Source organism: Salinispora goodfellowii, from assembly GCF_059570675.1.
Window position 1 is genome coordinate 176,631 of the sequence record NZ_JCANTD010000001.1, and the last position, 12,947, is coordinate 189,577.

Genomic DNA, 12,947 nt, shown 5'->3' on the forward strand with positions numbered 1-12,947 from the left:
CATGAACACACCTTCGCGTCCGACCTCGGCCTGGCGTCCCGGACTGTCGGGCGGCGATACCATCCCCTCGGGTCCGGTGGGTCATCCGTCGCCCCCCAGCGGCGACGGTGACGGGCCGGGGATGGGGCCGGCGACGGTGACTATCGGCTCATATCCGGACTATCGCACCGCCCAGCGGGTTGTTGACTACCTGGCGGACAACCGGTTCCCGGTGGAGCACACCGCCATCGTTGGCACCGACCTCACCCTGGTCGAGACGGTCCTCGGCCGGCTGAGCACCGGGCGGGCTGGGCTGCTCGGTGCCGGTACCGGCGCATGGCTCGGTCTCTTCATCGGGTTGCTGTTCGGCATCTTCACCGCGGGAAACTGGCTCGCGGTGGTCCTCGCCGGTCTGGTGATCGGAGCGATCTGGGGTGCGGTGTTCGGGGCGGTGGCGCATGCAATGACCGGCGGTCGCCGCGACTTCACCTCGGCCAGTTCACTTCGCGCCAACCAGTACGCGGTCGTCGTTGATCAGCAGCACGCCGAGCAGGCCCGTCAGCTGCTGGGCCGGCTCCACCTGCAGGCACCGCAGCGACAACCGGACTAGCCCTGGTCACCAGCGCACGCGGCTGCTGGCCGCCACTGACCGGGTGGAAGGGCGGTGCCGGACCGACACCAGGTGCACCCGGCCGCCAGCGACGGCCGGGTGCACCATTCCAGGTCAGGACAGCGCGAATATGCCCGCGACGCCCAGGAGCACCATCACCAGAACGGCCACCAGCGCCCCCCGCTCCCCCTCGGCCGCCGATGGGCGGTCCTCGGTTCCGCCGTTCCTCGTCTCACCGGGCATTGACTGGCCTCCTCGATGCTCGGGGCTAGTCCCGTCCGGCTGCCGGCCAGTCGGGATGTCGGTCCGAATCAGGCGGACGCGCCCGTTGCCGCGAGGGCTGTTGCCGCTCCCCCGCTGGACGCACCGAGGAATGAGTTACCCACCAGGGCAGGGAGTAACCGTGCCGAGCCACCTGCTCGCCCCGGCGGGCGGGAAGCCGGGGCGCGGGGGCGGTGGCCGGGCTACGCAGAGCCCGGCCACCGCCGGATCAGATCAGCGGGGTTCCCGCCACATCGGCCAGAACGGCGTGCCGTCGGGCAACCGGAACGGCTCACGTACCTGGTATCCGTGCTTGGCATACAGTTCGGCGGCCAGCTCGCTGGACGCCTCCAGGTAGCCGGGCATCCGGTTGGCGTCCAGCCACGCGTGGTGGTGCCGCAACAGCGCGGTGCCCACTCCCTGGTGTTGCCGGTCCGGCTGCACGGCGAGGAAGGCGAGATGGTGGTGGTCGGGCTGCGGATGGTTTGCGGCGAAGAGCTCATCGAGGTGGGCGAAGCGATCCGTCCACTCGCCGCACACCGCGGCGAGCCGGGCGTCATAGTCCGGTGGCGGCGGCGCCGGATCCGCCCCGATCGAGGGGAACCAGACGGCCACCCCGGTCAGGTCGGTGGTGCCGAAGACCAGGCCGTGCCGCATCGCATGGTCGACCAGGATCTCGAACTGTCCGGCGAGCACCGTCTCCCGCTTGCTTTCGTCGGGCACCAGCCAGCGCGGCGCGTCGAGCACCAGGAACGCCGCGGCGATCCGCTCCGCGACCAGCTGCGTCCGTTCCGGCCCGAGCCGCTGGACACCGATGCCGGTCACCGCCGGGCCTCCGCCCGCTCCGGCGCCGCGGCCAGTGAGTCGGACGTCTCCGGCAGGGCCGTGGCGGCGCTCTCCGCGCCGAGCCCGATCCGGGCGTAGATGACCGGCCGGCTGGCCCGCAGGACCAGCCCCCACACCACGCCCAGCAGCGCGGCCACTAGGTACGCGATCGGGACTCCCCAGCGCAGGGTGTGGTCGGCCGGGACGCCGAGCAGGTCAGCGAAGTTGAGCACCGCCAGGGTGAAGACACCCAGCAACGCCACCGCGGCGAGCCCGGGTGCCACTGCCCGCCGCCACAGCGACTCCCCCTGGCCGTTACGGGCGAAGTAGGAGATCACCGCGATCGAGGTGGTGGCGATCAACAGCAGCACCCCGAAGGAACCGCTGGTGCCGCACCAGAAGAAGAGCTGCACGATCGGGTCCCACCCGTTGACCGCGTACAGCAGGATCACGACCAGGCCGAGAGCGCTCTGGGCGAGGGAGGCTGTACGCGGGGCGCCGCTGCTCGGCGAGGTCCGCCCGAAGGCCGCCGGCAGTACCCGCTCCCGGCCGAGGGCGAACGTGTACCGGGCGGTGGTGTTGTGGAAAGAGATCATCGCGGCCACCACCGACGTCAGGAACAGCACCTGGCCGATGGTCACGACCGTGTCGCCGAGGTGCTCGGCGGCCAGGTTGAAGATCAGCGCGACACTCTGCTCGCCGGCCTGCTCGGAGATCTGGTCCGGCCCGACCGCGACGGTCATGCTCCAGGACGAGAGCGCGTAGAGGCCGGCGATGATCGCGATAGACAGGTAGGTGGCCACCTTCACCGTTCGGCGGGGATCCTTGCTCTCCTCGCTGAACACCACCGCTGCCTCGAACCCGACGAAGCCGAGGATCGCCAGCACCAGCACCGCGCCGAGGCCGGGGACGAAGAGGTTGTCCGGCGCGAACGCGGCGAAGCTGACCTCGCCACCGGCGGGGTTGCCCAACTGGGCGAGGTCGAACACCAGGACCACGGCAATCTCGGCGAGCAGCAGCACCGCGAGGACCTTGCCGTTGATGTCGACCCGAAGCAGCCCCAGCACGGCGACGAACGCCCAGGCACCGAGGGCCACCAGCCACCACTGCACGCTGACGCCGAAGAGCCGGTCCAGGACCGGTTCGGCGGCAGCGCCGATGGTGCCGTACAACCCGACCTGCAGGGCGTTGTACGCGATCAGCGCCACCCAGGCGGCGCCGACACCGGCCGGACGACCCAACCCGCGGGAGATGTACGAGTAGAAGGCGCCGGCGTTGACCAGCCGGCGGGCCATTGTCACGTAGCCAACTGAGAACAGCGCGAGTAAAACGGCGACCGTGAGGAAGGCAAGCGGGATGCCGAGCACGCCGATGACGCCGTACCCGGTGGTCACCACACCCGCCACCACGGTTAGTGGCGCGGCTGCGGACAGGACGAAAAAGACCACCGATGGCACACCGAGCCGGCCACGGGCCAGCGCATCAGAGACGTTGCTCGGTTTTTCTATGGTTGCTGACGAGGGCATTGACCACTCCGGTTGGGGACACGAGGGAATTTGGTTCGCGATCACAGGGAACCGCGCAGCACCGCCGCCCCGACGGCGGCCTCGGTCTGCGTCGCCAGTTCCTTCAATGGTGGGGGCAGCGCGGCGACCAGTTCGGTGAACCGGTGCTCGGCTCGGGGCCCGACGCTCCACAGCACCTCCCGGCTGAGGCCCGCCGCACCGATCAGCCCGAGTAGCACCGCATCAGCGAGGGTCGGTGGGGGGTCCGACCGCTCCAGCAGCACCCGCAGGCGGGTCGCCGGCCAGGCTGCCGCGTTCGGATCCACCGGGACGTAGCCGACCTTGCTGCGCAGCAGTCGCCGGCTCTCCTGGCGACGCAGCACGCCCGCCCGGGAAAGCCGCTCCCCCACCGAGGTGGCGGCACTCTGGGCGAGGAAACTGAGCCAGGTGCGCACCGACCGGTGTTGCGCCTCGCCGACCAGCTGGTCCAGCACGGTATGGGCGAGGGCATCGGTGGGCGGCCGGGTATTGACGACCGAAACATCACCACCGGCAACAGTGATATGTCCGCCTAGGAGCAACTCACTGAGGAGGCAGCCAGCGAGCCCGAGGCCGGTGGCGGACGAGTGCAGCTTCGGCTTACCCCGAGTATCATTGTGGGCGATCAGGAAGAATTCGTCGGCGACCAGCAACCCGGTCCTCCCACCTGTCTCATCCACAGTGATCGCAACTGGCCAAGGATGCATTGCACCGCGCTTAACTGCAACTCCCGATTAGAAGGGTTGCCCTCCGTATTCATGCGACCTGGGAATCTTGCCGTGACGGATTCGGAGGGTGACCGCAAGCCCGTACGCCGCGGCCGAATGGCCGACCAGCTCGCGCACATCGCGACGGTCGCACAGTTACCGAACTTTACGGTGTAGGTACTACCGGCCTGGCGTACCGTCCTCCGGCATTGACGGGGTACGCGGCGCCGGACCCACCGGCGGTGGGACACTCCTGCCGTGTTCTCCGATGCCCCCATTGACCTGCCGGTCCGGCCGGTGGTACCCGCGGTGCTGGCGGCGCTGCGCGCCACCGGCACCGCGGTGTTGGTTGCGCCGCCGGGCAGCGGCAAGACCACACTGCTCCCGCTCGCCGTGGCCGAGGAGGTGACCGGCCGGGTGCTGGTGGCGCAGCCCCGCCGGATGGCCGCCCGCGCCGCCGCCCGCCGGATGGCCGCGCTGCTCGGCGAACGGGTGGGCGAGCGGGTCGGGTACGCGGTGCGGGGCGACCGCCGCGTCGGACCACGCACCCGGATCGAGGTGGTGACGACCGGCCTGCTGGTTCGCCGGCTACACCGGGACCCGGAGCTGACCGGCAGCAGCGCCATCCTGCTCGACGAGATCCACGAACGGCAGCTCGACGCCGACCTGGCGCTCGCCTTCACGGTGGAGGCGCGGGCCGCGCTCCGCCCGGAGCTGTGGATACTCGGCATGTCGGCCACCCCCGACTCGGATCGGGTCGCCGCGTTACTCGGCGGTGACCCGCCCGCACCGGTGGTGCAGGCGTCAGCGGCGGCGCACCCGGTGACCCGGATCTGGGCACCGCCGCCCCGCCCGGTCCTCCCCGCCGGCAGCGGCCGGGTGGATCCGGTGCTACTCGACCATGTCGCGGCCACCATCCGGCGGGCCCTACGCGAGCACGACGGCGACGTGTTGGTCTTCCTCCCCGGTACCGGAGAGATCGCCGCCATCCGCTCCCGACTGGCCGGCCTGCCCGCCGAGGTCGCGGTCCTGCCGTTGCACGGCCGGCAGCGCCCAGCGGAGCAGGACGCCGTGTTACGGGCGCAACCGTTCCGGTGCGGCGCCCCCGACGCCCCACCCAGCGCCGACTCCGACCGCGACCGTCGGCGGGTGGTGCTGGCGACATCGGTCGCGGAGAGCAGCCTGACGGTGCCGGGGGTACGGGTGGTCGTCGACTCGGGGCTGGCCCGCGTCTCGCGTACGGACCTCGCCCGCGGGCTGGGCGCGCTGGTCACCGTCCCGGTGTCCCGGGCCGCCGCCACCCAGCGGGCCGGTCGGGCCGGCCGGGAGGGCCCGGGGCAGGTGTACCGCTGCTGGTCGGCTGCGCAGCACGAGCGACTCGCCGCACAGCCGGAGCCAGAGATCGCCACCGCCGACCTCACCCGGTTCGCGCTGGACATCGCGGCCTGGGGCACGCCGGACGGACACGGCCTCGCGCTGCCGGACCCACCGCCGCCAGCCGCGCTCGCCGTGGCCCAGGAGTCTCTCGTCGCGCTCGGCGCGCTTGCCGCCGATCGGCGGGTCACCAGCCGCGGCCGGGCGATCGCCGCGGTCGGCACGCACCCCCGGCTGGGCCGCGCGCTGATCGACGGTGCCGCCCAGCTGGGCCCGGATCGCGCGGCCGAGGTGGTCGCCCTCCTCGCCGAGGAGGGCGTCGCCGGCCCCCGGGACGACCTCACCGCCGCGCTGCGACGGCTTCGCTCCGGAACGGACGCCACCGCCACCAACCGCTGGCGAGCCGAGGTACGCCGGCTGCGCACCGCCCTGCCCGCGGGCACCGGGCCAACGACGTCGGAGCGAGGCATCCCCGACGACCTGGCCGCGGGACTGGTCGTTGGCCTGGCGTACCCGGAACGGCTGGCCCGCATCCGACGGCCGGGCGACCCGACGTACCTGATGAGCGGTGGGACCGCCGCGACGCTGGCGCCCGGGTCGGCGCTGACCGATTCGGTGTGGCTGGCGGTCGCGGTCGCCGACCGGACGCCGGGCGCGCCGGCTGCCCGAATCCGACTGGCGGCTCCGATAGACGAGGCGACCGCCCGGGCGGCCGGCGGCTCGCTACTGACCACGGCGCGCGAGGTGGCCTGGTCCGGGACGGATGTGGTGGCTCGGGAGGTGGTCCGACTTGGCTCCCTCGACCTCGCTGAACGCCCGCTCGTCGCGCCAAACCGGGACGAGCTACGCAACGCGCTCGTGACCGGCCTGCGCCGTACCGGGCTCGGGCTGCTGACCTGGTCCCCGGCGGCACGGGCGTTACGCGAGCGGTTGGCGTTCTGCCACACGGCCCTTGGCGACGAGTGGCCCGAGGTGGGCGACGACGCGCTGCTGGCTGTGGCGCCGGACTGGCTCGCGCCGGAGTTGGCTGGGGCACGCCGGCGGGCCGACCTGGCCCAGATTGATGTGCTCTCCGCGCTGCGCCGCCTGCTGCCCTGGACACTCGCGGCCCGCCTGGACGAACTCGCCCCGGAACGACTCACGGTGCCCAGCGGTTCCCGGATCCGCGTCGACTACACGGAACCGGCCACACCGGTGTTGGCGGTCCGGCTCCAGGAAACCTTCGGCTGGCCGGAGGCACCCCGGATCGCTGCTGGTCGGGTCCCCGTCCTGCTGCGACTCCTCTCCCCCGCCGGGCGCCCCGTCGCGGTCACCGCGGACCTGGCGTCCTTCTGGCGGTCCGGCTACCCGCAGGTACGGGCGGAGCTGCGCGGGCGCTATCCACGGCACTCCTGGCCGGTGGATCCGACGACCGCCGAGCCGACCCGGCGGGCCAATCCGCGCCGCCGCTGAGGCTCACTCCGCCACCAGGTCGGCGACGACGGCGGTGATGTTGTCCGGGCCGCCGGCGTGCAGCGCCAGGTCGATCAGCTTCCGGGCGCACTCGGTCCGGTCGGGGTATTCGGCGAGCACCTCGGTGAGCGTCTCGGGGCGGACCACGTTCGACAGCCCGTCGCTGCACAGCAACCAACGATCGCCGGCCCAGGGGACCATCGTCGCGTAGGCCGGGGAGACCTCCTCGCCCTGCAGCGCCTGGGTCACGACCGCTCGCCGGGGGTGGCTACTCGCCTCATCCGGGGTGATGACCCCCTGGTCAACGAGGAGCTGCACGAACGTGTCGTCCCGGGTGATCTGTTTGAGCACGCCCTCGCGGAACAGGTACGCCCGGGAGTCACCGACGTGAGCCAACGCGAGGCAGCTGCCCGTTCGGGAAAGGAGCAGGGCGGTCAGCGTGGTACCCATGCCCTGGCGCTCCGGCTCCGCACTGACAGCCTGCCGAATTCGTGCCGTCCCCACCGCGATGGCCCGCTGCAAGGCAGCTACCAGCTCATCTTCGGGGGTCGCCACGTCGATGGGCGCAATCGAACTGATCGCCATCGAGCTGGCAACATCACCAGCGGCCATCCCACCCATACCGTCGGCGACGGCGACGAGCCAGCTACCTGAGTGCAGGGCGTCCTGGTTCCCACTCCGGATCAGCCCACGGTCGCTCATGCCGAACGAACGCAGCTTCAAGGTCATGGGAGGCAGCCTGCCAGGCGAAGAGGCCGTTGTCTCAAGGAGGCACCCCGGCCCGGCGTGGCGCGGCGAATCTCACCGTTGCCGAGCCCCACCAGCGGAAGGCCGGCGCCTGAGCCGGGCAGCGGCGTAGGTGTCTCCCCGCCGGCGGCATCGCGAACTCCGCTCACTCGAACAGCGAATGCCGGGCGCCCGGTTCCTCCCGGCGACGCGCGCCCCGCCGCCGCTGGATGATCACCAGGTCGACGACGGCGACCACGGCGAAGAGGGCGCAGACCACCCCCAGCCAGACCACCCCCGCCCGGAACGCCAGCACGCCGAAGACCACCATCGTGACCAAGCCGAAGCTGGCGAGCACGAGGCGAAGGTTGAGCGCGCTGTAGGCGTGACCGACGGTGCCACGGGCACGCCGGGGCTGCGATCTCGTCATCACCTGGGCCTACCCGCCCAGGGCCCGCCTAACCCGGAGCCCGTTTCCGGACAGCGCACACCCCAACAGGAGCCCGCAGCGCAACGTCCGGCCGGTGTTGTTCCGGCCGTGCGGGCTGGCCGGGGTGAATCGGCTCACCACCCGGGTTAGTCGCGTTACACCAACGCACCGCACGCCGGTCAATCCGGGTTTCGGCGAGGAACATGGAGACATGACCAGGACGCCCCCGATGCCAGTGACCGTCTCAGTCGCCCGACGCACCGACCCTGCTCGAACCCAGGAGATGGTGGCGTGGATGCGCGCCGGCACGGCGTTGGCGGAGGCGTTTCCCGGCTTTCTCGGGGCCGGATGGATCCGCAGCGCCCCCGGATCCGGCGAGTGGCACATGCTCTACCGGTTCGCCGACGGCGAGACGCTGCGTCGTTGGGAGGAGTCACCGCAGCGGCACTGGTGGCTGGCCTCAGCGCAAGGCGTCGTCGAGCACACCCAGGTGGAACGCCGGACCGGGGTCGAGGGCTGGTTCTCCCGGCGGGGGCAGGTTGTCGAGCCGGTCAGCGCAGAGCCGACCGCTCCGCCACCGTCGCCGCCGCGGTGGAAGCAGGCGGTAACGATCTGGTTGGCGTTCTTCCCCCTCAGCCTGACCGCGACCCTGCTGACCGGCCGGCTCATCCCGGATGTCCCGGTGCCGGCTCGGGTGCTGATCATGACATTGACGCTGACACCACTGATGACCTACGTGGTGCTGCCCCGGATCACCCAGGCGCTCGGCTGGTGGCTGCATGGCCGGCCTCCCGCCCGCAGTCCACGATGAGGACCAACCACAGTTCGGTGCTGGATATCCGACACTGCCCGACCACCACCCCGACCGCACCCATAGAGTGCCCAGGCAATCACCCGCCACTCGGCCGCCTGGGGAAGCCATGCCTCGACGCTGGGTCACCGCCGTCCTCTGCCTACTCGCACTCGTCGCACTCGCCTGCGAAAACGGCGGCGGGACAGCACCCAGCCCCGGCCCAGGGTCACCCGGCACCGAGGACGGCGGGATCGCCGCCCTCGGCGACTCGATCAGCACCGGCTTCGGTTCCTGCCTGGTCGTGACCCCGTGCGACCGCAACTCCTGGTCAACCGGGAACAGCCTCCGGATGGAGAGCCACTACCGACGGCTACTCGACCATGATCCGGCGATCCGCGGGCAGGCGTTCAACCACGCGCAGGCGGGGGCCCGGGCGTCCGCGCTCGCCGGCCAGGCGGAGCAGGCGACGCGGAACCGCCCGGGCCGGGTCACCGTGCTCATCGGCGCCAACGACGTCTGTCACGGCGAGGTAGCGGCGATGACCCCGGTGGAGACGTTCCGGAGTCAGGTGGACCGGGGGCTGCAGGTACTGGGTGCGGAGCTGCCGAAGGCGCGGCTGCTGGTGGTGAGCATTCCGGATCTGTACCGGCTCTGGGAGGTGGGGCACACCAACGAACGGGCGGTACGGGCCTGGAGTCTGGGAATCTGCCCGGCCCTGCTCAAGAATCCGACCTCCACCGACCCGGCGGATCGGTCCCGACGAGACGCCGTGCGCGAACGCGTCGCCGACTACAACGAGCAGCTCGCCGCGGCCTGCGCGGCGTACGGCTCCCGTTGCCGCTACGACGACGGCGCCGCCCACCGGCTCCGATTCACGCTGGACCTGGTCAGCACCTTTGACTGGTTCCATCCCAACCTCGCCGGCCAGGAGCGGCTCGCCGAGGTCACCTGGGAAGCCTGGGGACGCATCGCCTGAATCGGCGGTCCCCCGTGTCATCACACCGGCAACCCACCCCACTGTGCTGGTGGTACCACGCCCGCGACCGTGCGGCGAGCTCCCTGGTTGCCGAGGAACTCGCCCAGGTGCCCAGGATGACGGCGACCCCCGGCAGCACCTTCGCGACAACCCGCTTGGTGGCCCGCGCACCGGCCATCTGGGCAAGTTGGGCACCGAGGCGAAGCGTCACCTGGCCGGGCGGGGCCGGACCGAACGGGGCCTGGCCGAACGGGGCCGGACCGGGCGGGGCCTGGCCGAACGGGGCCGGACGGAGCGGGGCCTGGCCGGCGCCCGGGCCGAAGAGCGCATCAGCGCGCTGTCGACCAGCGGCCGCCCCGAGCGCGAGCCGTGCGTCGTGCGCAGTCTGGTGCACCTTCTGCAACACCAGCAGGTCAACGGCGCGGTCATGATGCGCGGCGTCCAGCCCGTAGGCGGCTGCGACGTGCAACACCATCCGGGCCTGTGTCCAGGCGAGGAGACCCACGTCGATCACCAGGCCGGGCAGGCCCGGCGCGCCGGAGGCGACCTCGGGGAACCGGGCGTGGTTGACGAATCGGCGAACCGCCTGCTCGGCCAGGTCCTCCTCCGGCACCGTCTCGGACTGCTCGGCGCGGACCCGCCGCGCCCACTGAGCCGCATCCGGGCCGAGTTGGCGCACCGCTGCCAGGGCGAGGTGCTCCGGTGCGTACTGCGGGTCCTCGCGCATCCGGTCCCACAACTCGGCTGGCGGCTCCGCGACGGCCGGGGCCGCCTCGGGTGTCTGCGGCGGACGAGCGCCGGGCTGACCATCTGCGGGCGCGGCATCAGTCACTGTGGGCTCCCCGGGGTCTGTGGCTGGGCGGCCTACCTGCCAGCTTCACCGCTGGCGCGGACGCGGTCAACGATGGTGTTCAGGTTGCACGGGCGAACCCCGGCTGCTGCGGCGTGCCGGGCATTGCCTTCGCCGCCCCCGCTCGTTCAGGTGTTGTCCGCTGGGTGAGCGGAGGAATGCCCCGATCCGGTGGATGGGGAGACATGTCGGCCTCCTTCCGTCGTGCTGTATCCAGATGTAGCTCGCCGGGACAACCCCCGCAGCGAGCCATCGAACGGTCCGTCCACTGTGTCTGACCAGTCGATAGGCGTACGGCGAGTTGACGCCGGTCGTCGCTCACCCCCGGGTCGGCAGGGGCGTCCCGACACAGCGAACGCCCATCCTGGCAGCCCGACCGGGAGCGCGGCCCGGCGGCCCGGCCCGGGGGCCCGGCGGAATGCCGCGGGCCTCCGGGTAGTTTCCCCAACCGGGTGCCGTTCGTGCATGACGGCCCGTAGCCACATCCAGGGAGGTCCGCACCGGTGCTCGACCCACACGAGCTCTACGAACTCACCGACGATCTGCCCGACCTCGGGCAGCCCGTCCTGATCCAGGCGCTCTCCGGCTTCGTTGACGCCGGTAACGCCACCCGGTTGGCACGCGAGCAACTACTCACCTCGCTCGACGCGCGGCCGGTGGCACGGTTCGACCTGGACCAGCTCTTCGACTACCGCTCGCGCCGGCCGGTGATGACCTTCGTCGAGGACCACTGGGAGTCCTACGACGCACCGGCCCTGGAACTGAACCTGCTCCGGGACGATGCCGACACCCCGTTCCTACTGCTCACCGGTCCCGAGCCGGACCTGCAATGGGAACGCTTCGTCGCCGCCGTGGCCGGGCTCTCCGCCCGGTTGGACGTCCGGCTTACCGTCGGGCTCAACGCCATCCCAATGGCGGTGCCACACACCCGCCGCACCGGCGTCACCGCCCATGCCACCCGACGTGAACTCACCGCGGGCTACGAGCCATGGCTGCAACGGGTGCAGGTGCCCGGCAGCATCGGACACCTGCTGGAGTACCGCCTCGGCGAGCAGGGCCGGGACGCGCTGGGCTTCGCCGCGCACGTGCCGCACTACGTCGCGCAGACCGAGTACCCCGCCGCGGCCGAGGTGCTGCTCGCCTCGGTGTCACGCAGCACCGGGCTCCTCCTTCCCTGCGAGAATCTGCGGTCCGCGACCGAGGCGGTGCGGACGGAAATCGACCGGCAGGTCGCCCAGACCGAGGACGCCGCAGCACTGGTCCAGGCGCTGGAGGAGCAGTACGACGCCTTCACCCGGGGACGCGGCCAGCCGAGCCTGCTCAACACCGGGCCCGAGGCCCTGCCGACCGCCGACGAACTGGGTGCCGAGTTGGAACGTTTTCTGGCCGAGCAGACCCGCCCCAACGACAACCCCGGCGGCTGAACCGGTCGCCGGGGCCGACGGACCGCAGGACCCCGGTCGGTGCGCTGAGCCCGGTCAGCTGCGGCCCGCCGGGCCACGCCGAGCGCGGGACGGGGAGCGGCACCGAGTGCCCTCCCCGACAGCCCGTCGGCGACACGCCCCGGGCGAGCGGCAGGTCGGCGACAGATCGGGCAGGCTGGGACCCATGCGCCTGGCGACGTGGAACGTCAACTCCGTTAAGGCCCGACTGCCTCGGCTGCTCGACTGGCTGGCGGGCACGAACCCCGATGTCGTCTGCCTCCAGGAGACCAAGTGTCCGGACGGTGCGTTCCCGGTCGCCGAGGTTGGCGCGCTCGGCTACACGGTCGCCAGCCACAGTGACGGCCGGTGGAACGGGGTCGCCATTCTGTCCCGGGTCGGCCTTACCGAGGTCACCATCGGCTTCCCCGACGAGCCGGGCTTTCCCGATCCGGAGGCCCGCGCCCTCGCCGCCACCTGCGCCGGACTACGGGTCTGGTCGGTTTACGTGCCCAACGGCCGGACCCTCGACGACCCGCACTACGCGTACAAGCTGGCCTGGCTCGGGGCACTCCGGGGCGCGCTGGAGGTCGAACTGACCGGCGGTGCGCCGTTGGTGGTGTGCGGCGACTTCAACGTGGCCCCCGCCGACGCGGATGTCTGGGATCCGACATTGTTCACCGGCTCGACCCACGTCACGCCCGCCGAACGCGCCGCACTCGCGGCGCTACGCGATCTGGGCCTCGCCGACGTCGTACCAACCCCGATGAAGGGCCCGCACCCGTTCACCTACTGGGACTATCGGGCCGGGATGTTCCATCAGAACAAGGGCATGCGGATCGACCTGGTGTACGCCTCGGCTCCGTTCGCCCGCGTCGTCCGGGCCGCATACGTGGACCGGGAGGCCCGCAAGGGTAAGGGCCCCTCCGACCACGCTCCGATCGTCGTGGACGCCGACCTTGTCCCGGCGGTGGAGGCGTTCTGAGTATCCGGCCGGCG

Annotated in this window: 13 protein-coding genes; 6 read left to right on the forward strand and 7 right to left on the reverse strand. The window is 71.7% G+C overall.

Features of this window, described 5'->3' with window-relative positions:
• Positions 1-121 precede the first annotated feature (121 nt).
• Entirely contained in the window at positions 122-589 is a 468-nt protein-coding gene (locus tag T398_RS00855; protein ID WP_496444049.1) for a YflT domain-containing protein, read from the forward strand.
• A 114-nt stretch (positions 590-703) separates the two neighbouring features.
• Here T398_RS00855 and T398_RS00860 read toward each other — a convergent pair whose 3' ends face one another.
• From T398_RS00860 to T398_RS00875, 4 genes are all read right to left on the reverse strand, one after another.
• Positions 704-832, reverse strand: coding sequence for a hypothetical protein (locus tag T398_RS00860; protein WP_496443498.1), 129 nt, complete (start codon positions 830-832; stop codon positions 704-706).
• Between the two features lie 252 nt (positions 833-1,084).
• Positions 1,085-1,675 carry a GNAT family N-acetyltransferase gene (locus T398_RS00865; protein ID WP_496443500.1) on the reverse strand — a complete coding sequence of 197 codons (591 nt, stop codon included), beginning with the start codon at positions 1,673-1,675 and terminating at the stop codon, positions 1,085-1,087.
• On the reverse strand, positions 1,672-3,201 hold the full coding sequence (locus tag T398_RS00870; protein WP_496443502.1) for an APC family permease: 1,530 nt from the start codon (positions 3,199-3,201) through the stop codon (positions 1,672-1,674). The genes T398_RS00865 and T398_RS00870 overlap by 4 nt, the downstream gene beginning before the upstream one ends.
• Before the next feature lie 41 nt (positions 3,202-3,242).
• Positions 3,243-3,872: a GOLPH3/VPS74 family protein gene (locus T398_RS00875; RefSeq protein ID WP_496443504.1), complete on the reverse strand. Its 630-nt coding sequence runs from the start codon at positions 3,870-3,872 to the stop codon at positions 3,243-3,245.
• 312 nt (positions 3,873-4,184) lie between these two features.
• Here T398_RS00875 and hrpB point away from each other — a divergent pair, with 312 nt between their 5' ends.
• A complete protein-coding gene (hrpB, locus tag T398_RS00880; RefSeq protein ID WP_496443506.1) occupies positions 4,185-6,752 on the forward strand; it encodes an ATP-dependent helicase HrpB in 2,568 nt (855 codons plus the stop codon).
• 3 nt (positions 6,753-6,755) lie between these two features.
• Here the strand turns inward: hrpB and T398_RS00885 are convergent, their stop codons facing one another.
• Positions 6,756-7,481 (reverse strand): PP2C family protein-serine/threonine phosphatase, encoded by a 726-nt coding sequence (locus T398_RS00885; protein ID WP_496443508.1) that lies wholly within the window; start codon positions 7,479-7,481, stop codon positions 6,756-6,758.
• A gap of 163 nt (positions 7,482-7,644) precedes the next feature.
• Positions 7,645-7,908, reverse strand: coding sequence for a DUF6343 family protein (locus T398_RS00890; protein WP_496443510.1), 264 nt, complete (start codon positions 7,906-7,908; stop codon positions 7,645-7,647).
• A gap of 211 nt (positions 7,909-8,119) precedes the next feature.
• Here T398_RS00890 and T398_RS00895 point away from each other — a divergent pair, with 211 nt between their 5' ends.
• A complete protein-coding gene (locus T398_RS00895) occupies positions 8,120-8,719 on the forward strand; it encodes an antibiotic biosynthesis monooxygenase (RefSeq protein ID WP_496443512.1) in 600 nt (199 codons plus the stop codon).
• Positions 8,720-8,828: 109 nt separating this feature from the next.
• Positions 8,829-9,677 (forward strand): GDSL-type esterase/lipase family protein, encoded by an 849-nt coding sequence (locus tag T398_RS00900; protein ID WP_496443514.1) that lies wholly within the window; start codon positions 8,829-8,831, stop codon positions 9,675-9,677.
• On the opposite strand, the gene T398_RS00905 is transcribed toward T398_RS00900, so the two are convergent.
• Entirely contained in the window at positions 9,646-10,509 is an 864-nt protein-coding gene (locus T398_RS00905) for a hypothetical protein (protein ID WP_496443515.1), read from the reverse strand. The genes T398_RS00900 and T398_RS00905 overlap by 32 nt on opposite strands.
• Before the next feature lie 521 nt (positions 10,510-11,030).
• Between T398_RS00905 and T398_RS00910 the strand changes: the two genes are divergently transcribed.
• Together T398_RS00910 and T398_RS00915 are read left to right on the forward strand one after the other, a co-directional pair.
• Positions 11,031-11,951, forward strand: a complete 921-nt coding sequence (locus tag T398_RS00910; protein ID WP_496443517.1) for a proteasome assembly chaperone family protein — start codon at positions 11,031-11,033, stop codon at positions 11,949-11,951.
• A 184-nt stretch (positions 11,952-12,135) separates the two neighbouring features.
• Positions 12,136-12,933 (forward strand): exodeoxyribonuclease III, encoded by a 798-nt coding sequence (locus T398_RS00915; RefSeq protein ID WP_496443519.1) that lies wholly within the window; start codon positions 12,136-12,138, stop codon positions 12,931-12,933.
• The last annotated feature ends 14 nt before the right edge of the window (positions 12,934-12,947 follow it).

Coding starts and splice junctions, on each gene's coding strand:
- T398_RS00855 (WP_496444049.1), top strand. CDS start 122: ATGGGGCCGGCGACGGTGACTATCGGCTCATATCCGGACTATCGCACC.
- T398_RS00860 (WP_496443498.1), bottom strand. CDS start 832: ATGCCCGGTGAGACGAGGAACGGCGGAACCGAGGACCGCCCATCGGCG.
- T398_RS00870 (WP_496443502.1), bottom strand. CDS start 3,201: ATGCCCTCGTCAGCAACCATAGAAAAACCGAGCAACGTCTCTGATGCG.
- T398_RS00885 (WP_496443508.1), bottom strand. CDS start 7,481: ATGACCTTGAAGCTGCGTTCGTTCGGCATGAGCGACCGTGGGCTGATC.
- T398_RS00890 (WP_496443510.1), bottom strand. CDS start 7,908: ATGACGAGATCGCAGCCCCGGCGTGCCCGTGGCACCGTCGGTCACGCC.
- T398_RS00895 (WP_496443512.1), top strand. CDS start 8,120: ATGACCAGGACGCCCCCGATGCCAGTGACCGTCTCAGTCGCCCGACGC.
- T398_RS00900 (WP_496443514.1), top strand. CDS start 8,829: ATGCCTCGACGCTGGGTCACCGCCGTCCTCTGCCTACTCGCACTCGTC.
- T398_RS00915 (WP_496443519.1), top strand. CDS start 12,136: ATGCGCCTGGCGACGTGGAACGTCAACTCCGTTAAGGCCCGACTGCCT.